General features: G+C 54.8%; 19 protein-coding genes. 4 read left to right on the top strand and 15 right to left on the bottom strand.

All coding sequences use genetic code 11. The features are described 5' to 3' along the window. Nucleotides 1-61 precede the first annotated feature (61 nt). A complete protein-coding gene (locus tag J1782_RS22095; protein WP_254303137.1) occupies nt 62-1837 on the bottom strand; it encodes a DUF4153 domain-containing protein in 1776 nt (591 codons plus the stop codon). 216 nt (nt 1838-2053) lie between these two features. Between J1782_RS22095 and J1782_RS22090 the strand changes: the two genes are divergently transcribed. Then, the gene (locus J1782_RS22090; RefSeq protein WP_152324482.1) at nt 2054-2506 is read left to right on the top strand and encodes a nuclear transport factor 2 family protein; all 453 of its coding nucleotides are present in this window, start codon (nt 2054-2056) and stop codon (nt 2504-2506) included. A 55-nt stretch (nt 2507-2561) separates the two neighbouring features. Here the strand turns inward: J1782_RS22090 and csgG are convergent, their stop codons facing one another. Genes csgG through csgD form a run of 4 tightly spaced genes read right to left on the bottom strand, consistent with a single transcriptional unit; the run spans nt 2562 to nt 4931 of the window. Beyond that, a complete protein-coding gene (gene csgG, locus J1782_RS22085) occupies nt 2562-3395 on the bottom strand; it encodes a curli production assembly/transport protein CsgG (RefSeq protein ID WP_152324481.1) in 834 nt (277 codons plus the stop codon). Nucleotides 3396-3427: 32 nt separating this feature from the next. Continuing rightward, nucleotides 3428-3820, bottom strand: coding sequence for a curli production assembly/transport protein CsgF (gene csgF / locus J1782_RS22080; protein WP_152324726.1), 393 nt, complete (start codon nt 3818-3820; stop codon nt 3428-3430). Nucleotides 3821-3880: 60 nt separating this feature from the next. Continuing rightward, a complete protein-coding gene (gene csgE, locus J1782_RS22075) occupies nt 3881-4264 on the bottom strand; it encodes a curli production assembly/transport protein CsgE (RefSeq protein WP_152324480.1) in 384 nt (127 codons plus the stop codon). Nucleotides 4265-4280: 16 nt separating this feature from the next. Further along, entirely contained in the window at nt 4281-4931 is a 651-nt protein-coding gene (gene csgD, locus J1782_RS22070; protein WP_152324479.1) for a biofilm master transcriptional regulator CsgD, read from the bottom strand. 878 nt (nt 4932-5809) lie between these two features. Between csgD and J1782_RS22065 the strand changes: the two genes are divergently transcribed. The 3 genes from J1782_RS22065 (at nt 5810) to csgC (ending at nt 7232) form a co-directional block, all read left to right on the top strand. Further along, on the top strand, nt 5810-6298 hold the full coding sequence (locus tag J1782_RS22065) for a curlin (RefSeq protein ID WP_217153909.1): 489 nt from the start codon (nt 5810-5812) through the stop codon (nt 6296-6298). A gap of 54 nt (nt 6299-6352) precedes the next feature. After that, a complete protein-coding gene (locus J1782_RS22060; protein WP_152324477.1) occupies nt 6353-6832 on the top strand; it encodes a curlin in 480 nt (159 codons plus the stop codon). A 70-nt stretch (nt 6833-6902) separates the two neighbouring features. Beyond that, a complete protein-coding gene (gene csgC, locus J1782_RS22055; protein WP_152324476.1) occupies nt 6903-7232 on the top strand; it encodes a curli assembly chaperone CsgC in 330 nt (109 codons plus the stop codon). Nucleotides 7233-7267: 35 nt separating this feature from the next. On the opposite strand, the gene J1782_RS22050 is transcribed toward csgC, so the two are convergent. The 10 genes from J1782_RS22050 to J1782_RS22005 all read right to left on the bottom strand — a co-directional run bounded on the left by J1782_RS22050 (nt 7268) and on the right by J1782_RS22005 (nt 18850). Then, the gene (locus tag J1782_RS22050; RefSeq protein ID WP_217153908.1) at nt 7268-8293 is read right to left on the bottom strand and encodes a HoxN/HupN/NixA family nickel/cobalt transporter; all 1026 of its coding nucleotides are present in this window, start codon (nt 8291-8293) and stop codon (nt 7268-7270) included. Between the two features lie 8 nt (nt 8294-8301). Further along, nucleotides 8302-10650, bottom strand: a complete 2349-nt coding sequence (gene hypF, locus J1782_RS22045) for a carbamoyltransferase HypF (protein ID WP_217153907.1) — start codon at nt 10648-10650, stop codon at nt 8302-8304. 83 nt (nt 10651-10733) lie between these two features. Continuing rightward, the gene (gene fdhF / locus J1782_RS22040) at nt 10734-12905 is read right to left on the bottom strand and encodes a formate dehydrogenase subunit alpha (protein WP_208950860.1); all 2172 of its coding nucleotides are present in this window, start codon (nt 12903-12905) and stop codon (nt 10734-10736) included. A gap of 23 nt (nt 12906-12928) precedes the next feature. Continuing rightward, a complete protein-coding gene (gene hydN, locus J1782_RS22035) occupies nt 12929-13474 on the bottom strand; it encodes an electron transport protein HydN (protein ID WP_152324472.1) in 546 nt (181 codons plus the stop codon). A 329-nt stretch (nt 13475-13803) separates the two neighbouring features. Then, nucleotides 13804-14289, bottom strand: coding sequence for a hydrogenase maturation peptidase HycI (gene hycI, locus J1782_RS22030; RefSeq protein ID WP_165058388.1), 486 nt, complete (start codon nt 14287-14289; stop codon nt 13804-13806). Continuing rightward, nucleotides 14282-14761 (bottom strand): formate hydrogenlyase maturation HycH family protein, encoded by a 480-nt coding sequence (locus J1782_RS22025; protein ID WP_165058758.1) that lies wholly within the window; start codon nt 14759-14761, stop codon nt 14282-14284. The genes hycI and J1782_RS22025 overlap by 8 nt, the downstream gene beginning before the upstream one ends. Then, nucleotides 14761-15558, bottom strand: coding sequence for an NADH-quinone oxidoreductase subunit B family protein (locus tag J1782_RS22020; RefSeq protein WP_152324470.1), 798 nt, complete (start codon nt 15556-15558; stop codon nt 14761-14763). Before J1782_RS22020 ends, J1782_RS22025 begins: the two co-directional genes overlap by 1 nt. After that, nucleotides 15555-16112: a formate hydrogenlyase complex iron-sulfur subunit gene (locus tag J1782_RS22015; RefSeq protein ID WP_152324469.1), complete on the bottom strand. Its 558-nt coding sequence runs from the start codon at nt 16110-16112 to the stop codon at nt 15555-15557. The genes J1782_RS22020 and J1782_RS22015 overlap by 4 nt, the downstream gene beginning before the upstream one ends. Before the next feature lie 15 nt (nt 16113-16127). Further along, nucleotides 16128-17852 (bottom strand): NADH-quinone oxidoreductase subunit C, encoded by a 1725-nt coding sequence (locus J1782_RS22010; RefSeq protein ID WP_152324468.1) that lies wholly within the window; start codon nt 17850-17852, stop codon nt 16128-16130. 44 nt (nt 17853-17896) lie between these two features. Beyond that, complete coding sequence (locus J1782_RS22005; protein ID WP_152324467.1) at nt 17897-18850, bottom strand: respiratory chain complex I subunit 1 family protein; 954 nt, start codon at nt 18848-18850, stop codon at nt 17897-17899.

Below are 18850 nucleotides of genomic sequence, written 5' to 3'. Positions count from 1 at the left end.
TCCGGGGGAATGCAAATGCGGGAAGCTTCACCGGCAGGGCGCCTGCCGGTGAAGAAATCAATCAGTCGTTATCGCTGTTGTAGTGGATCACCCGACGCTTGCCGTCGATCTGCACGTCTGCCCATTTCCGTTGTACAGGCCTGACCTCACCGTTGCGCAGCGCCTGAATCAGCGCGTCTTTATCCTTCCCTTCATACAGATAAAGCTCTCCGGTTTGTGCCCATTTTCCGGCCTGACGGGCGAAAATCCGGCAGTTGATGGACGGCGTATCAAACGTATTACAGAAGAAAATTTCTTTCTGCTTATCGTTGTTCAGATCCAGCGTATTGATGATGCATGCGCCTTCTAAACTCAGACAATCGCGCAGGGTACTTCGGTAATTCTCCAGGTCAGGCAGGCTTTTCCACCAGGAGTCATCCGGCTGCGATGCGCCTTTGGCCAGGAGGATCTGTTTTTTCGCGTCTTCAATGCGGTAGTTTTTCGCGGCGTTTTCAGCCTCTTTAACGCTGTAAGCACCCCAGCGGGAAGTTTGCGCCAGCATGTTTTTCAATGACGCCTGCAATCGTGGATCCCGGGTGAACGCCGGATTCTCCTGGAGTTTCACCAGCGCCTCATTCCCCCGTCGGCCCGTGTCGAAACGCAGCAGATTCAGCGAGAGATCTTTAGCCTGCGTTTTCCCGCTGTCCAGCCGCGCAATCTGGCTATTCACGCTGATGCGGTAAGGATCCAGCAGCGGGCTGTTGCAGGCAATCACCAGTAAAACCACCAGCAGCGACAGTGGTTTGTTGAACTGCGTAATGCGCGGCAACCAGTCCGGGCGCTTATCGATAACGGAAAAACTGTAGCAAACCGACGCGATCAGCGTGACGACAATAATCTGCATCGCCCAGATCCGCGACGGCGTCCAGCCGTATTGCGACACGCGCAGACCGGTGGCGTACAGCGCCAGTGCGGCATACACCGGCAGCAGCAAAATCGCGGCGTTGACCATCAGGCGGATGGCTCGCGGATAAGGCTTCACCGGGCTGTCAGTTTCCCGCACCACATTTACCAGGATCAGCACGCTCAGCGCCATGGTGGTCAGCAGACTTGCCGCCGACCACGCCTGAGACAGCGCGTTCAGGCCGGTAAACGGCAGCGCAAACAGGAAAATCAGCGCGATAAACGCCACCAGCGGCAACAGACCTTTCAGGATAAAACGGATGATGTTGCGCGTCGTGTTCATCAGCGAAGGCTGGGTGCGGCAGGTGACAATGCTGATGCCCAGAAGCACGCCGTAAAGCAGCCAGCCGACCAGCGGCGTATCGTAAAACAACTGGTGGAAGTATTCGATGCCGATCAGCCGGAACAGTGCCGCCCACAGCGCGACCACCGCAACGGCCAGCAGCATCAGCAGCACCGTTAACATCACGCACAGAATATTCTGGCTGTAACAGGCCGCCAGATGGATGTAGCGGTAGCGCGTCTCCGGCGGGAAAGCCTGAACCTGAAGCCACGGCAAAATAAAGAACGTCAGTAACCCCAGCGACAGCTGGAATGGAACAAGAATGCTGTCCGTCATATTTGCAAAAATATTACTTTTTGCCCATGCCGCCAGCCCGGCCAGCAGCAGGGTGAAGACGATAATACTTGCCCAGAACCGGCCGTCTTTCAGCCGCGTAACCGCCAGCGAAATCAGCACCGGTAATACCAGTGCCATAGTTTGCCCGTAAATATTATGCGTAAAGCGAATTAGCGCGGGCGTTTCCGGGGCAGAGAAAAAGAAATACAGCAACAGGCCCTGCAACAGGCATATCGCCATGATAAAAGCACGTGCGGGCGAAGGAACAGGGGGCATTGCGCTTCCTGCCCGGTTGAACTGAGGCATCCGTGACTCTCCAAAGTGTAAGGGGACATGATCAGAAAATTCTTGCCAGTGTAGAGAATTCCGCGGCTGAGTGCAGAAAACTCTTCTCCGGACGGTACTGGCAATTTTGTGAGCCTCACCGCATAACTGGCAAAATCAGCGGCAGTCACTAGGCTTAAATATTGGATGGAGAATTTCGAGGTGAAAATGGCTGAACACGAACTGAAAGAAAAACGCATTGAAATCGTTAAGAATTTCTACGCCAAACTGGATCAGGCGGATGCTTCATTGTTAGATCTCTTTGCTGAAGACGTCGTGCTGTTCTTCCCGAAATTTGGTACCGCCCAGGGTAAATCGTCATTGGGAGAGCTGGGCAAACGTTTTGCGCTGGAGATAGACAAAATTCAGCATATTCAGGATGCTTTCGCCTTTCTGAGTGATGGCGACACGATTGTGCTGGAAGGACAGATGCGCGGCGTGATGCAAAACGGCGACCGCTGGCCAACGTCAGAAGCGGGGCGTCATCATTTCTGCACGGTGTTTGTGTTCGAGGATTTACTGATAAAACGGGTCAGTATTTATCTGGATCCGGACTTTAATCTTGAGGACAAAAAGCGCGTCAGCAATTACCGCCAGACAGTGAAAGCTGAACCATCTTAAAAAAGAAGGGAAGTGGCTTCAACCCGCCACTTCCCTTCGCAACTCCCCTCCATTATCAGGAATCGGTGGGGACAACGCTGTTTTTGTAGCGTTGCAGGATCGGAGAATTGATATCCGAAGGATTCTGCAACTGCCACAGATTGCGGTCGATACCATCATTCACCAGATAAATTACACCCGACTCAATGGCCGACATCAGGCACAACATCACCGGTTCGTTGGTGGTGTAACCGAGTTCGCCTTCCAGCAGACGCTGGTAATCGATAAAGCGGAACACCCCGGCCTGCACTTCATACGACAGGATTGTTTTGCTGGTATTTACCGATGACAACACTTCCCCGGTATTGACGTCGACCGCGCGCAGGTTCACCGCAATCTGATCCAGCTGATACTGCGTGCTGGCGCCAATGCCGAAATAACGTGCCCCGATCCCGCCTGATTTCACATTGCTTTCATAGCCAATAATCGAGCCTTCAATCAGGATATTCGCGGCCACCAGAGAGGAAAGCGGGCGCTGGTTATTGATGGCGACGCTGCCGTTATCCTGTGCGGCACGGATAATTTTGCGTTCATTGAGCAGGTTTTGCAGACCCTGACGTTCCAGAGGAATAAACCATTTCGAATCTTTCAATGCGGAAACCAGCATGGCCGTGGCGCTCTGCGGTACTGCCGTCGAGAAGTTACTCGCCGGATACGGTTTGAACTGGCCCGTTTCATCCTGAATATTGTAAACCGAGACAAAAATTCGCCCTTGGGGTGACGGGAGATGCGTCAGATCCGTATAACTTTGTGCTCTCGGCAATAACGTGGGTTTGGCGGCTTCTTTCGGTGCTGCTGTGAGGCACCCGCTCAGCACAAAAACTGCGATGAGTAATAAATAGCTGCGCATGATGTTGTTCCTGTTTTTATTGGTCATCGGAATCAGTTAGTCGTTGCAGACAAACCCTGAACCTGAATAGTGGAAATTTTGCCGGTTTTGCGGTCAGTGACATTCATCACCAGCTGCCCGTCGGTATTCTGGATATCCACAATAAAGTCCTGTGTCACCAGCCGCCCCGGTTTCCCCTGATTCACGTTACCCATCAGGCTGCCCAGTAATTGCGACTGGATAGACGCGGTAAAGTTATCCAGCGCTGAAGTACTGGACGTGCCGAAATCATACGCATCGGGGTCTTTATACGAGTTTTGCGCCTGCGCCTCATTGAGCAGAAACGCGCCATTATTCGGGTTGCCGCCGAAATTCGGGTTGATGAACTGGAAAACCATATTGCCGCCCCAGGACAACGGGGACGCCGTCAGCAATGCCAGCAGCATCACCGAACGCGGGACAGAGACTGGAATATTCACGATGCTCTCCTTAAAAGAGGCTGTGCATTAAAATTCGTCATGGGCAAGATCCCCGGTGCCAAGTAGTGCTTTGTCTAGCTGCCGCCGTGATAAGGCTTCCGTGACCCCGGCAATGGCGGTATCGATGTCCTTATTAAAATTGCGACGGTTCGGAAACAGCAGAGTCTGATACAAGGTGTCCTGACCTATTTTTATGGTGATCCAACTGCCCCAGCGGGCGCTGGGTCTTTCTGAAATAGTGATCGTTTCCGGGTAGTTCTGATCCCAGCGGTCGGTAAAACCACGGTAAAAATCGTGACCCACCGACGTCACCGTGCGGTCGGTAATCAACCCCGGATCCCGTACATCAGCGGCCTGGACATGCACGCAGGTAGCACAAAGCAGCGCCAGCCAGAGCCAGAACGATTTCATACAAGGAGTCATGATGTCAGCGCTTGAGATTGTCGTTAGCCCAGGAAGCCGCCTGAGTACGGTTCTTGACGGAAATTTTCCTAAATAAATTATAAAGATGCGTTTTGACGGTGTTCTCGCTGATAAACAGCAGACGTGCGATTTCCGTGTTCGACGCGCCAACACGTAACTTATTCAGGATCTCTTTTTCACGGTGGGTCAGACCGGTGTCTTCACTGTGAAGATGGCGGAAAGCGCCGGACTGATTGATCAGATAGCTGGCGAACCCCTGAGAGAAATAGCATTCCCCGCGGATCACGCTTCTGATACCTTCCACCAGATGCTCTTCATCGGTCGAAAGATAAAAAACGGCGCTGATCCGTGGCCAGGTTTCGATTTCACGGAAATGATAATTATCGGGCGTATTCAGCAGCAGTAACTTTACGCTGCTGTGATACCGGTTAATGGCTGACTGCCAGGATTCAATGGTCCTGCGGTCCGCTTCCATCATATCGAAGAGAATTAATGTCTCCTGAAGATATTGATCGTCCAGAGACTTATGAATATTGTGCAACCGGGTATTAACGTAAAGTTGTTGTTTTAATTGCTGCAATAAAGCGCTGGCTTGTAATGATGGTTTGGTCACTAATAAAAGAATATTATTATTGATTGCTGCTTCATTACTCATAATGAAACCCTGCCCTGATTTATTATCGCCACAGCCGGCCAATGCCTGACAATTAAAACAGGCATAAAATAGACTGTGATTTTATTTTGCTAAATCTATAGCTGTATGTTTGCTGTGTATATCTGAAAACTGAAAATATACGCAACCTGAGGCACATAATATTTCAGGTCGTTTTATGTGCGGTACAGACTCAATTTAGCTTTTGGTTTTCCTTACGCAAGGCTTATTTATGTTTCAAAATGTAACGTAAAATGTATAAAATTTTCTTAATGTATTGTATTAATTTTTCAGCGCCCAGCTTAAAGAGAATTTAAGTAATGAACTTACACAATCTTAACGTTCGTCCTTGTTAAGGCTGCGAATTTAAGGATTACTTAACGCAAATATCCCTCCGGAAACTGCAACGGTCTGCATGATTCATCGTGAATAAACCCATTATCAGCCTCTCATACATTTGATTTAGCTTAGGTGAGGCTGTGCAAAAGCCCTTTTGCGGCCAGATAACGCGGGGTGAAGCAAGCTGAACAGGAGCTTTACGGGCAATGTTAAGGGTTGGAAATGTGCGAAAGATCTCTTTTATGGCCGAATGCATGTCAGTATTTTATTAAGAATAGTTGCATTTGTGTGATTATTTGACCGGCTATTTTTTAGCACTTTAGGATTAATGCCATGGGGTAGATTAGCCGCGCTGACCTTTTACTCAAATGTTCTGGTCAATCCGCATGAGAAGTGCATCCTCATACTTTTTGATGAAGCTGGAAATTAAAATACGACGTGCGGGTGAGTTTCTTATTCGGATGAAACACCATAATCAATTCGTCAGCAGCAATAAAACCGGCGAGCTTATTATCAGGCGTCGGGTTTAAAAAGGTGACGAAATGAAGAAGACATTACTGACCCTGGCGTTACTTTCCATATCCTGGGTCGTTCACGCACAACAATCTGACATGGGTTACTCAGATTTAAATTCTGACAGTCCGGATCAGTATTTTGCTGGCGCGAGAAATTCATCAGGGAATTCATCAACGATTTACCAGAACGGTAACAGTAATGTGGCCTATACGAATCAGACGAGTTCCGGCAGTTCAAGCGTTATTCGTCAGATAGGTACAGAAAATACCGCGGTGGTAAATCAGAGAGGTAATGGGAATAACGCTGATATTTCCCAAAGCGGCAGCGATAATTTTGCCTACATATCGCAAAGCGGCGGCGGGGATGCATCCATTACGCAACAAAATTTTGGCAATACGGCTTACATTCTGCAAAAAGGCCGGAGTGTGACGGAAATTCGCCAGAATGGTACGAACCAGAGCAGCGGTGTCGTACAAAACTCGTCAGGAATGGCGATTAGATTGACACAGCATTAACAAACATACGTTCTTATGACATGACATCCGATATTAAACCAATGGGGTAGCATCATGAAACTTTGGAAAATTGTGGCAGTCTCCGCTTTAGTCGTCAGTGGCAGTGCATTTGCAGGTGGTGGGTACGGTGGGGGCGGTTCTGGCCCATCCGGTCCGTCCACTCCTCCGTCAACAGTACCCACATTCTCAACGACTCAGTGGAACTCTGAAATCCAGATCTATCAGGAAGGTAACGGTAACTATGCCAATGCTGACCAAAGCGGGGTTAAGAATTCACTGACCGCTATTAATCAGAATGGCTACAAAAATGCCGCAACCACGTCTCAAACCGGTGATAAGAGCCTGATCAGCATTATTCAGAAAAATGGCGGTCTTAACACGGCTAACGTGAACCAAAGCGCCGATCAGAGCCAGGTTCTGGTATCTCAGTCTGGCTGGGCCAACTTGTCTCAGAACAGTCAGAGTGCCAATGGCAGCCTGACCAGTGTGACTCAGGTAGGCACTTCAAACGTGGCTTATACTAACCAGCACTAAGCCTGCGCGCGAAATGAAAAACAGGGCACGAGCCCTGTTTTTTTTCGACTGGATCCAGAGGATAAATGTGATGCACTTACTTCTGATTGCCGCCGTAATGTCCAACCAGCTCTGGTTTGATACCCATAATGACGCCCAAACCTACACGGTAACGCCGATGGTCAGCCTCACCAAAGCCTGCGCTTGTCAGGTAGCGGTGTCCGTTTCGCAGGAAAGCACCGCCGGAACCAGCACCAGCCGCCAGAGCCAGAACATGAATCTCGCCGCCAGCCAGGCGCAACCGCTCGGGCAAATGCGTTTTGCCGTCAGACCCGGTGGGAAAACGCAAATCATGATTACGGTTACGGACGGCGATAAACTGCGGCTGGAAAAACAGCTAACGCTGCCCAATGATGCATAACGGTTAACATATAGAGCAGACGGCGTTTAAACGAGTCAGACCGCCAGACTGTCGTAGCCTTTGCGGCGATAATTGAGGGCGGAAATGCCCCAGAACACCACAAAAATTGCCACGGCGGCATACCCGACGCTGCCCATATTGTCATTGAGTTCTCCGACAACGCGCCAGAATGCGCCGTGCAAATCCAGCTTGTCTGCCATCAGCCCGAGCGCTTCCAGCCCGCCGATAAACAGGGCGATAAATACGCTGGTGGCCGTAATGGTCATATTGTAATAGAGCTTGCGAACCGGTTTATCAAACGCCCAGCCGTACGCGCCCACCATGACAAAATTGTCGAGCGAGTCGACAAGTGCCATGCCGCTGGCGAACAGCGCCGGGAAAATCAAAATACTCCAGACCGACATCCCGGAAGACGCGCCCGCCGCGGAAATGCCCAGCAGACCGATTTCCGTGGCGGTATCAAACCCCAGCCCGAACAAAAATCCGACCAGATACATCTGCCAGCTTTTATTCACCAGATTAAATGCGAAACTGAAAATCCGGCTCATGATGCCGCCATGAACCTGATTCAGCTCTTCTTTATCTGAGAAAGTCTGCCCTTGTTTAACTTTCTGAAAACGACGATATACATCCCGCAAAATCAACGCATTCAACAGCGCCATCATCAGTAAAAACAGTGCAGAAATCAGCGTGCCGAGGGTGCCGCCATAATCATGCAGCCAGCCGATTTTATTGCCGAAAACCAGCGATGTGGCGGCGATCGCCACACAGGCCAGCACCACAATGCTGGAATGCCCGAGTGAGAAAAATGCCCCGACCGCCACCGGCCGCTGGCCCTGCTGCATCAGCTTGCGGGTCACGTTATCGATAGCCGCAATGTGATCCGCATCGACCGCGTGCCGCAAGCCATAGCCGTAAGCCAGCAACGCCGCTGCCATCAGTGCCGCATGATGGCGAAACACCAGAAATGCCCAGGCCCAGGCCAGTAAATTAATAGCCACCAGACCGGTTAAAAGCCAGGAAGCGCGGCGGTGTGTGTGGAAAATGTCACGGCTAATCATGGGGATCCTTATTGTTTTGATAAAGAAGTTGAAACAGAAGCTGAAACAGAAGCAGAAATAAAAGAAGAGAACTGAAGGCGCGCACAGGCGACCACCGCCTGACCCAGCGCCAGCCCGCCGTCACCGGCCGGGACGTTTTGCGGCATCAGCACCCGCAAGGGCGACAGATGATGGTGCAAACGCTGGCGCAGCAGGCGGTTATGCAAAACACCGCCGCCGAGTGCAACGGTACGGATACCGGTGCGGGCACAATGAAAACGGGCGAGGGCGGCAAAACCCTGCGCGAGGGCGTCATGAAAAGCGAAAGCCCGTGCAGCAGGCGGTGCCTGCCAGGCGAGCCACTGCTGCCAGAAAGTGGCTAAATCCAGAAATATGCCACCGGATGTATGGCGCAACGGGAGCGTAACCGGATGCGAAATGCCTTCCGCGCGGTGAGCCAGTGCTTCAAGCCGGCAGGCGGCTTCGCCTTCCCAACTCAGCTGCGCCGGTGCACAGCCGAGCGCGGCAGCGACGGCATCAAACAGTCGCCCGCAGGAAGACGCCAGCGGCGAATTCACTCCGGCGGCGATGGCTTTCGACAACGGCAGCCAGGGGTGTTCATCCAGCACGCGCGATTCGTGCAGCGACTGCCAGCCGGGCACGAAAGCCTGCCACTGCGCCAGCAAATTGCGCCACGGTTCACGCGCCGCGCGGTCGCCGCCGGGCAGCGCTACGGCAGGTAAACCTCCTAAATGTTCGCAATGCAGATAATCCACCTGCAAACATTCACCGCCCCACAGCGCGCCGTTTTTGCCTGCCGGAATGCCGTAACCCAGCCCGTCCAGCGCCAGCCCGATGACTTTTCCGCCGTCCAGCGGCCAGCCGTTTTCTGCCAGACACGCCGCGAGATGCGCGTGATGGTGAAATACATCAACCACCCGTATTCCGTGGCTTTCTGCCTGAACGTGGCTGACATAAGCAGGGTGCGCATCGCGGGCAATCGCCACCGGCGTGCATTCATAAAGCTGCCGGAAATGCTCAATGGCCTGCTGTTGCTGGCGGGCAATATCGCCGTCAGCCAGCGATCCGAAATGCGCGCTGAGAATGGCCTGATTGCCGCGTACCAGACAAAACGTATTTTTGAGGTCGCCGCCCAGCGCCAGCACTGGCGGCTGGGTGTTGAAACCGGCGGGCAGCGGCAGCGCATCCGGCACAAAACCTCGCGCACGACGCAGAACTTCGGTGCCCTGCGGTGTCACGCGAACCAGCGAATCGTCGGCGCGCTGAACGATGTCGCGGTTATGCAACAGGAAGACGTCGGCAATTTTGCCGAGCTGACGAAGTGCATCGTCATTGTTTAAAACCGGCGCACGCCCTGCCGCATTCCCTGACGTCATCACCAGCGGGGTGCCGCAGGCCTGCATCAGCAAATGATGCAACGGCGTAAACGGCAGCATCAGCCCGACTTCATCCAGCTCCGGCGCCACCGCCGCGCACAAAGGCGACGTGGCGCTTTTTGCCGTCAGCACAATCGGCGCGGCAGGCGAACTCAGAAGCTCCCGCAACGCAAACTGCGGACTGTCGTCACTGCATTGCGCCAGCCAGCCGATATCCGGCAGCATTACCGCCAGCGGTTTTGACGGGCGATTTTTGCGTTCCCTCAGCCGCATAACTGCATTCTGTTGCGTGGCATCGCATGCCAGATGAAAACCGCCCAGCCCTTTGATCGCAACAATTTCACCCGCCTGCAATGCGGCCACGGCGTATCTGAGCGCTGCATTTCCCTGCACCCGCGTTTCGCCGTTTTGCCGCGTGGCGCTCACTTGTGGCCCGCAGTCCGGGCAGGCGACCGGTTGTGCGTGAAAGCGCCGGTCGGCCGGGTTTTGATATTCCCGCTGACATTCCGGGCAGAGCATGAATTCCGCCATGCTGGTGGAAGGACGGTCGTAAGGCATGGCGCGGATCAGCGTAAAACGCGGACCGCAGTGCGTGCAGTTGGTAAAGGCATAGCCGAAACGGCGGTCGCCGCGGCGGGTGATTTCCTTCAGACATTCCGGACAGGTCGCCGCATCGGGTGCCACTTGCGTGTCCATCTGGCTCTGGCGGCTGGGCGTGATGGTGAAATCCTCAGGAGGCGTTTGCCAGTCGAAAAGGTCGAAACGGATACTGTCGATGCGCGCCAGCGGCGGACAATCGCGTTTTACCTGAGCGATAAAAGCGTCGATATCGCCCGGCTGAAAAAGTCTGATTTCCACGCCCGCACTGTCATTACACACCTCGCCGCGAAGCTGCATCCGTTCTGCCAGTTGCCAGATAAAAGGCCGGAAACCGACGCCCTGAACCTTGCCGCAGATACGGATCACGTGAGAATCAAACATACAGCCTCTTGGGATTTTGGGTGTGCTCCTCCCCCTGCGAAGGGGAAGGAGCTTAAAACCCTCTATTTTGGGAGCTAAAAAAACTAAACCTCTATCACCGGGATCACATCCTCAACGGCGCTGCGCAGACGCGCTTTCATGTCGCTGTAGGTTTGCTGTGCATAGTTTTCCGCCCAGCGCTGGTCGGCAATCTGCTGAACGTTAACGGCGCAATACTTGGTTTCCGGCGTTTTAGAGACCGGATCCAGATTATCCTGCGTCAGTTCGTTACAGGCACCAATCCACCACTGATAGGTCATGTACACCGCGCCGATATTGATACGTTCATTGAAGTTGGCGCGTGAAATGACTTTGCCACGGCGCGAGGCGACCCAGACCAGTTGCTGGTCGCGGATGCCGAGCGCTTCGGCGTCCTGCGGGTGCATCTGCACAAAGCCCGGTTCGTCGGCCAGTGTTTGCAAAGCGGCGCAGTTGCCGGTCATTGAGCGGCAGGAATAGTGGCCGACTTCGCGGACGGTACACAGCACCAGCGGATAACTCTCATCCGGCACTTCTGCCGGTGCGCGCCACGGTGCGGCAAACAGCTGGCCTTTGCCGGTTGGCGTATCGAATCGGTTGTCGGCGTAAAGGTACTGCGTCCCCGGGCTTTCGAGGGTGGTGCAAGGCCACTGAACGTGCCCAAGTTCGCCCATTTTTTCGTAGGTTGCGCCGTAGAACAGCGGGCACAGCTCACGCATTTCGTCCCAGATTTCCTGGTTATCGTTGTAATGCATCGGATAACCGAGTTCTGTCGCCAGCAGGCTGATGATTTCCCAGTCGCGTTTGACGTTGTATTTCGGTTCGATGGCTTTTTCGAAACGCTGGAAGCCGCGGTCAGCACAAGAGAACACACCGCCGTGTTCGCCCCACGACGTGGCAGGCAGAATGACGTCGGCCTGTTCAGCGGTTTTGGTCATGAATATGTCCTGCACAACGACAAATTCCAGCGCCTCGAAGCCTTTGCGCACCAGACCTAAATCAGCTTCGGTCTGCAACGGATCTTCGCCCATGATGTAGTAGGCTTTCACGTGGCCTTCAATCGCCAGGTGCGGGATTTCGGTGATGCGGTGGCCGACTTCCGCGTCCATCTGGTTAACGTCAATGCCCCACGCATCGGCGAATTTCGCACGAACTTTTGCGTCGGTGACAGCCTGATAGCCGGGGAATTCATTCGGCAGAACGCCCATATCACAGGCACCCTGCACATTATTTTGTCCGCGAACCGGCCCGACACCGACGTTGGCTCGGCCCAGATTACCGGTCAGCAGCGCCAGCCCGGCCAGCCCTTTCACCACGTCTACAGCCTGACCAAACTGAGTCACGCCCATGCCCCACATGATGGTGGCAGAAGGGGCGGCGGCGTAAGTGCGCATCGCCTGACGGATTTGCTGTGCAGAAACGCCGGTCTGTTCGGCGACCGCTTCCGGTGAATAATCGGCAACGTTTTTGCGGTATTCCTCGAAGCCTTCGGTGTATTTCGCCACGTAGTCGTGGTCATACAGGTTTTCTTCGATCAGTACATGGGCGAACGCGTTCACCAGCGCCATGTTACAGCCGTTTTTGATTTGCAGATGCTGATCCGCAATGCGCGCGGTTTCGATGCGGCGCGGATCACAGACGATAATCTGTGCGCCTTTTTCTTTGGCTTTGATCACGCGGCGCGCGACGATCGGGTGGGAGTCCGCGCAGTTATAGCCGATTACCAGCAGGCATTTTGAATTCTCGATATCGCCGATGGAGTTACTCATTGCGCCGTTACCGAGCGTCGCCTGCAAACCGGCAACGGACGGGCCGTGGCACACGCGGGCGCAGCAGTCGACGTTGTTGGTGCCGATGACCGCACGGGCAAACTTTTGCATCACATAGTTGGTTTCGTTGCCGGTACCGCGGGAAGAACCGGTATGCATGATGGCGCGCGGGCCATGTTTTTGTTTGATTTCTTTCAGGCGCTGCGCGGTATAGCGAATGGCTTCATCCCAACTGACGGCTTCAAATTTTCCGCCTTTCTGACGGCGGATCATTGGCTGCGTCAGGCGCGGGGTCAGCAGTTTGGTATCGTTAAGGAAATCCCAGCCGTAATAACCTTTCAGACAGAGTTCACCCTGATTAGTGACGCCATTGGCGGCTTCGGCGCGAATGATTTTTCCATTATCCACAACCAGATTCAATTTACAGCCGGCCCCGCAATACGGGCAGACGGTGGTGATTTTTTTCATGTGATTACTTCCTCTATCCGGAGTTAAAACAGCAGGGGAGATGTGCTGTCGAGCGCAGCGCGGCGGCGTTTTTCTGCGTTCATTTCCTGTAAGTGATTACGGTCGATGGCGTAAAGCGCCTTGGTCGGGCAGATTTCCATGCACGCCGGGCCTTCTGCGCGGGTGTGGCACAGGTCGCATTTATGCGCTTCAGCTTTGTCGGACGTGGCAACCATTGCGGCACCGTTCTGGCGGAAAATCGGTTTGGTGACCACTTCCATCGCGCCATACGGGCAGGCGACAACGCAGGTTTTGCAGCCGATGCAGCGTTCCTGCATCACCTGAACGTGGTCGCCGGTGCGCAGGATCGCGCCATTCGGGCAGACGTTGGCGCAGGGCGCGTCTTCGCACTGGCGGCACATCACCGGCGTACTGAGATTCACGCCTTTAATGACGTGCAGGCGCGGGGCGAACGTGGCGGCGTTCAGCAGCGAGATATCCTGAGAATCGCTGTGCGCCATGACGCAGGCAATTTCACAGGTACGGCAGCCGATGCATTTTTTAGGGTCGGCGATAATGAACCGGTTCATGTCTACTCTCCAAATCCCCGTCGTCCCTGGCACCGCAGGTGCGTTGGCTGCGTTCACCCGACCGAATCACTGACGCATGTCAGCTCATCGGGACTCCTTCGCTTGCCGCCTTCCTGCAATGCCAGTGCCTTAGGGGATTTCTGTGTACTTAAATTGAAGTGGTTAAAAGTTTTCATCTACTGCTATACATAAACCATGCCAGTTTTATGGTTTTATTTTTATACTTGTCTTTCAATGAGTTAATGATTCTCTTGCCTGCCAATGACGACGCGTGTCACTGACGTCATGTCCGCGTCGTCACCACATCGACAGTTATGTCGACAGCAAGGTCAGGCGGTTTCTGCCTGAAAAGGCGCGATGCCCATGCCCTGTTCCAGCGCCGGTAACAGCTGATGCAAACGGATGACGGCCTGTTCCACGGCGTCGCTCATCGGGTAATAAAACGCGACGACGTCCGGCTGAATGCCGACAAACGTGATTTGCGGGATATCCTCACGCAGCTGCTGCATGAGAAACGTCAGCGGCAAATTGTGGGTGGTCATCATGAACATTTCGCTGATGTCGCTTTCTTCGAGAATGCGCATCTCACCGGGCATCAGCCCCATGTCGGTGGCGTCCACGATCACCAGATGCGCCGGGTGCAGCTCGCGTAAATAGCCGATGTCGTTTTCCGGCGCGGCACCGCCGTCAACGACTGTCCAGCCGCTGAGCGGTTTTTCTGCACACAGTTCTGCCAGCCGGGGCCCGGCCCCGTCATCGCCCATCATGCTGTTGCCCACACAAAGCAGCGCGTAGCGGGAAGTGGAATCAGGCATCGTATCTCCTGACCATCAGGTACATCGCGGGGTCACTTTCGATTTGTCCGAGCAGGGCGATGAGCTGGTCGCTCCAGCCCTGCTGTTCTTCATTCATCTGCGGGCGGGCATCGCGCAGCGCCAGCGCCAGTAAATGGGTGTGGCTGCTGTCGATATTGATTTCGCCAAAACGCTGTACACCCGCCAGTTTTCGGTAAGCTTCCCCCTGTTCTGGCAGGCAGCTGACCCATTGCTGGTAACCGGTCAGCGTACATTCGAGGCGGGATTTCAGGCAGTCGATCACCCCGAGGTGGTGGCCGATCGCCAGGCTGTAATACACCACTTCCTGCACTTTCTGCGAACTGCGCTTTTGCGCACTTTTCTCGTCGACAAATTTGCTGCTCAGTGAGTAAAAAATCACTTTGTTCTTTTCGGCCTGATGACCGGAAAAAGGCTGATGCTGCGCGTAGCGCTGGTCGTTTCCGGATGTCATCACAGACGCACCTCCCCGCGCAGAACCTGTTGATAAATTTGTTGCAGGTTGCCGATAATTTCAGTGAGCCGCAGGTCGCCGCGTTCACTGAGGTAGGTTGAAACGCGCTGTTCCACCGGCTGAAGGCCGGGCGCGGCCACGATATTCATAAACTCATCGGCAATCTGGCGGCCATAACGGTAACCGGCCATGCGGCGCGCTTCGCGGTCGAGTAAAACGCGCAACGGCTGCGGCAGATCCGGATGCAGTAATTCCGCCGGTGTCGCTGCGGCGTCGTCGTGCTGCTGTCCTTTGATTTTCTGATCCAGCAAACCGAGCGCCATCGCGAAGCCGTAAATGGTGGCCGCCGGTGTCGGCGGGCAGCCCGGAATATACACGTCGACCGGTACGATTTTGTCAGTGCCGCCCCAGACGCAGTAAAGGTCGTGGAAAATGCCGCCGCTGTTGCCACAAGCTCCGTAAGAAATGCAGATTTTCGGATCCGGTGCGGAATCCCAGGCGCGCAGTGCGGGCATACGCATGGCGCGGGTGACCGCGCCGGTGAACAGCAGAATGTCGGCATGGCGCGGTGACGGGACGACTTTGATGCCAAAACGTTCGGCGTCGAACAGCGGTGAAATCGCCGCGAAAATCTCAATCTCGCAGCCGTTACAGCCGCCGCAGTCCACGCGGTAAACGTAGGCGGAGCGGCGGATGCTGTGCAGCAGGGTGGATTTCAGTTTTGCGATGCTTTCGTCAAGCGTGACGGGCACCGGCAGGCCATTTTCGTCGCGGGGTGCAATCGGGTTATGACTCATGAACGGGCCTCCGTGGTCATATGGCGGCCGATATCAATACGGTCGGTGGAAGAAAGACTGTGCATTTTCTTGCATGACGGACAGGTTTCGTACTGCACGCGGCGGTCGGCGATTTGCCGGTCACTCAGCGCGGCGCTTTCCTGCAAGAGGCTGAGCGCGAAGTCGATTTCCTTTTGCACGGCGTAAGGTTTGCCGCATTCACGGCAATGGCAGATGGGGAAATCCGCTGTTTCGTACAAATCTTCTTTGCGCCATACCGCCAGTTCAAATTCCTGCGACAGTTTGATGGCCGCCGTCGGGCAGACTTCCTCGCAGCGGGCGCAGAAAATGCAGCGGCCTAAAAACAGTTGCCAGCGCAGGGTTTCACCGTCTTCCGCCGTGGTCATGGTCAGCGCGTTAGACGGGCAGGCGTTGGCGCAGGCCCCGCAGGCTATACACTGCTGCGCGGTGTATTGCGGCTTTCCGCGAAAATTCGGTGCCAAATCCAGCGGCGTGAACGGATAACCCACGGTGGCTGTGCCCGTTTTCAGCACTTTTTTAATCAGTTTCAGCATGATTTAAGTGATTCCTTAAAGCGGCGAGTTTTTGCGTTCGATGCCGTAACGTTCGATCTCTTTATAAGGCACGACGATGGTCGTTTTCTTACGCACATCGACCACGGTCATGCGGTCGGTGCAGGAATAACAAGGATCGAGACTGCCGATAATCAGCGGAGCGTCGGAGACGGTATTGCCACGCAGCATATAGCGCAGCGTCGGCCAGTTGGCGTACGTCGCCGCACGGCATCGCCAGCGGAAAAGCTTCTGGTTGTCGCCGGTCATGCTCCAGTGGATGTCATCGCCGCGCGGGGCTTCGGCAAAACCGAGGGCAAAGCGGTGCGGAATATAGGTAAACCCTTCCACCGCCAGCGGGCCGCCCGGCAGGCTTTGCAGGCCAAACTCAATCATATTCAGGGCGTTATAAACTTCGTGGATGCGGACTTTAAGACGGGAATAGACGTCGTTGCCGGTTTCGCTACAAATCTCAAACGGCAGTTTGGCGTAACCGGCATAAGGATGATCCTGACGCATATCCCGGCGGTGGCCGCTGCCGCGCACCATCGGGCCGACGTTGCTGAAATCACGCGCGACCTGCGGATCCAGAATGCCGACGCCGACGCTGCGTTGTTCGGTATTCGGCGTGCTGAGCAGAATATCCACCAGCTCACCGAGGTCACGACGCATGCTGCCCGCCAGCGCAATGGTCTGGATCATGTCGTCTTTTAAGATGTCGCGGCGGATCCCGCCGATCAGGTTCATGCCGTAGGTTTTGCGAGCGCCGGTCAGGATTTCGGCCATTTTCATGGACTGTTCGCGGATGCGGAAAAACTGCATAAAGCCGGAGTCAAAACCGACGAAATGGCAGGCCAGCCCGAGGTTCAGCAAATGGCTGTGCAGACGTTCCACTTCCAGCAGTATTGAGCGGATCATCTGGGCACGTTCCGGCACCACAATCCCCATCGCATTTTCCACCGATGAGGTATACGCCACGCTGTGGGTAAAACCGCAGATGCCGCACACGCGGTCAGAAAGGAACGTGACTTCGTTATAGCCCATGCGGGTCTCGGCCAGTTTTTCCATCCCGCGGTGGACGTAAAACAGACGGTAATCCGCGTCGATAATGTCTTCGCCATCGACAAACAGACGAAAATGTCCGGGTTCGTCAGAAGTGACGTGAAGCGGACCAATCGGCACAATTTTGCTGCCTTCTTTGGCTTGCGAAATAAACGGATAGGTTTCGTCGTCGGTCGTCGGTGCCGGGCGCTGACGGTAATCCATTGAATCTTTGCGCAGCGGATATAAATCATCCGGCCAGTCGTCCGGCAGCACCAGACGACGCTCGTCCGGCAACCCGACCGGGCGTAAACCGTACATATCACGAACTTCGCGTTCACCCCAGACTGCCGCGGGCACGCGCGGCGTCACGGACGGGAATTCCAGCGAAACCGGATCCACTTCGGCGCGCACGGTGATCCAGCACTTCACGCCTTTTTCCATCGACAGCACGTAATACAGCGCATAGTTGCCGCACAGCGTGCGTTCATCATTGCCGAATAACACGGAAAGCCAGCCGCCTTGCTGGTAATACAACCACTCGACCACTTCCGGCAGTGCGTTCAGCTTGATAGTCACCGTCGCCTGCGTATCGGTCTGCCATTCGCTGCCTGAAATGGCTGCCGGGAACTGCTTCGCCAGCGCAGCAAGATAATGTTTGCCGACCGGGTTTTGATTTAATGCGGTATTGAACTCACTCATTGCAAAGCCTCTTCCCGCCGTGGCGGGATAAGAAAAATGTCAGGTCAGCCTGCGACCAGCCAGGAAACCAGCGCCAAAAATGCCAGCCCGAAGCCCGCCCATGTGGTGCGGGAGGTTTTGAGAAAACGCAGACGGGCGACGCTGTTCTCGACAAGTGCCACCAGAAAAACGGCGATCAGCAGTTTCACCAGGCTCAGCACCACGGCAGTCAGCAATGCCACCGGCGTGATGTGATCCACCTGCCCGAACGGGAAGAACAGCCCGAGAAAAAGCTGCAACACCACCAGCTGTTTCAGGCTGATGCCGATTTTCAGCACGCCCAGCGCGGCACCGGAATATTCGGTCAGCGGGCCTTCCTGTAATTCCTGCTCGGCTTCGGCCATATCAAACGGCAATTTGCCCATTTCGATATACGTGGCAAACGCGCAGGCCAGACCGGCCAGAATGAGCGTCAGGGAAGATGACACCGGCCAGTGCAGCACGCGGGTGGCAATCGCGCCGAGCGAGGTGGAACCCGCCACCAGCGCGGCGACCCACAGGCCGAGCAGCAGGATCGGTTCGACCAGCACGCCCAACACTGCTTCACGGCTGGCGCCGATGCCGGTGAACGTGCTGCCGGTATCCAGCCCGGCGATGGCAAACACAAAGCGCACCACGGCAAACAGATAAATCACAGTAATCAGGTCACCTGCTGCGCCCATCGGCGAAGCCAGCGTCACCACCGGCAGGGCGGTGGCGATAACCAGCAATCCGCCGGTCAGCAGATACGGCATGCTGCGAAACGCCGGGCCGGATGCCGCCGGTGCCACACTCTGGCGTTTGAGTAATTTGGCGATATCACGGTATTCCTGTAATACCCCCGGGCCGCGACGGTTGTGCATCCGGGCGCGCATGACGCGGCTGAATCCGGCAAACAGCGGAGCCACCGCCAGCAGCGAGAAGGCCTGAATCAGCGCCAGCGGCCACAGAGAACCGTTCAGCAAAAAGGGAAAATTCAT

It is taken from the genome of Rahnella sp. BCC 1045 (assembly GCF_019049615.1).
In the GTDB taxonomy this organism is placed as follows: domain Bacteria; phylum Pseudomonadota; class Gammaproteobacteria; order Enterobacterales; family Enterobacteriaceae; genus Rahnella; species Rahnella contaminans.
The sequence above is the reverse complement of the archived record's forward strand: the minus strand, read 5'-3'. Positions and strand labels throughout refer to the sequence as shown.

Excerpts from the sequence above, each read along its gene's own strand:
- hypF (WP_217153907.1), bottom strand. The coding sequence starts at position 10,650 with ATGTTTGATTCTCACGTGATCCGTATCTGCGGCAAGGTTCAGGGCGTC.
- csgE (WP_152324480.1), bottom strand. The coding sequence starts at position 4,264 with ATGAAATCGTTCTGGCTCTGGCTGGCGCTGCTTTGTGCTACCTGCGTG.
- J1782_RS22010 (WP_152324468.1), bottom strand. The coding sequence starts at position 17,852 with ATGAGTGAGTTCAATACCGCATTAAATCAAAACCCGGTCGGCAAACAT.
- hycI (WP_165058388.1), bottom strand. The coding sequence starts at position 14,289 with ATGCCTGATTCCACTTCCCGCTACGCGCTGCTTTGTGTGGGCAACAGC.
- hydN (WP_152324472.1), bottom strand. The coding sequence starts at position 13,474 with ATGAACCGGTTCATTATCGCCGACCCTAAAAAATGCATCGGCTGCCGT.
- J1782_RS22060 (WP_152324477.1), top strand. The coding sequence starts at position 6,353 with ATGAAACTTTGGAAAATTGTGGCAGTCTCCGCTTTAGTCGTCAGTGGC.
- J1782_RS22005 (WP_152324467.1), bottom strand. The coding sequence starts at position 18,850 with ATGAATTTTCCCTTTTTGCTGAACGGTTCTCTGTGGCCGCTGGCGCTG.
- csgC (WP_152324476.1), top strand. The coding sequence starts at position 6,903 with ATGCACTTACTTCTGATTGCCGCCGTAATGTCCAACCAGCTCTGGTTT.
- J1782_RS22025 (WP_165058758.1), bottom strand. The coding sequence starts at position 14,761 with ATGACATCCGGAAACGACCAGCGCTACGCGCAGCATCAGCCTTTTTCC.
- J1782_RS22020 (WP_152324470.1), bottom strand. The coding sequence starts at position 15,558 with ATGAGTCATAACCCGATTGCACCCCGCGACGAAAATGGCCTGCCGGTG.
- fdhF (WP_208950860.1), bottom strand. The coding sequence starts at position 12,905 with ATGAAAAAAATCACCACCGTCTGCCCGTATTGCGGGGCCGGCTGTAAA.
- J1782_RS22065 (WP_217153909.1), top strand. The coding sequence starts at position 5,810 with ATGAAGAAGACATTACTGACCCTGGCGTTACTTTCCATATCCTGGGTC.
- J1782_RS22095 (WP_254303137.1), bottom strand. The coding sequence starts at position 1,837 with ATGCCCCCTGTTCCTTCGCCCGCACGTGCTTTTATCATGGCGATATGC.
- csgG (WP_152324481.1), bottom strand. The coding sequence starts at position 3,395 with ATGCGCAGCTATTTATTACTCATCGCAGTTTTTGTGCTGAGCGGGTGC.
- J1782_RS22050 (WP_217153908.1), bottom strand. The coding sequence starts at position 8,293 with ATGATTAGCCGTGACATTTTCCACACACACCGCCGCGCTTCCTGGCTT.
- csgD (WP_152324479.1), bottom strand. The coding sequence starts at position 4,931 with ATGAGTAATGAAGCAGCAATCAATAATAATATTCTTTTATTAGTGACC.
- csgF (WP_152324726.1), bottom strand. The coding sequence starts at position 3,820 with ATGCTGCTGGCATTGCTGACGGCGTCCCCGTTGTCCTGGGGCGGCAAT.
- J1782_RS22015 (WP_152324469.1), bottom strand. The coding sequence starts at position 16,112 with ATGCTGAAACTGATTAAAAAAGTGCTGAAAACGGGCACAGCCACCGTG.
- J1782_RS22090 (WP_152324482.1), top strand. The coding sequence starts at position 2,054 with ATGGCTGAACACGAACTGAAAGAAAAACGCATTGAAATCGTTAAGAAT.